Annotated in this window: 1 pseudogene; it reads right to left on the bottom strand. The window is 55.7% G+C overall.

The features are described 5' to 3' along the window. Positions 1-469, bottom strand: a pseudogene (locus tag EE949_RS08255) (alkene reductase); the annotation flags it as partial.

Genomic DNA, 469 nt, shown 5'->3' with positions numbered 1-469 from the left:
GATGTAGGGTCCTTTGAAGCGTGCACGTAACGCATCGAGATCAACGTTTTCGGGAACTGTGCGTGACGTCGCGGTAGCGCCCTCGACAAAATGCATATAGGCGAGCTGGAAGCAATTCAGTTGCTCGATCAGATAGCCATAGGTGTGCATCACCTGGCTGTCCAAGGGCGTGTTGCCTGCATCTGGCGTCACGGGAGAGAGGCGAATGCCAACGCGGTCATGCCCCCAGATCTCGACGACTGCAGCGGTGACTTCCAACGTGAGTCGTGTGCGATTCTCAATCGAACCACCATATTGGTCGGTTCGCTGATTGGTGGAGTCGCGCAGGAACTGATCAAGCAGATAGCTATTGGCAGAGTGCACTTCCACACCATCAAAGCCTGCACGTTTTGCGCATGCGGCGGCGTGTCGGTATTGCTCGATAATGCTTGGGATCTCGGATGTTTCAAGCGCTCGCGGCATGGAGACG

The organism is Pseudomonas viridiflava, from assembly GCF_900602065.1.
Lineage (GTDB): Bacteria > Pseudomonadota > Gammaproteobacteria > Pseudomonadales > Pseudomonadaceae > Aquipseudomonas.
Note: the sequence above shows the minus strand (reverse complement) of the source record. Positions and strands in the feature narration are given on the sequence as shown.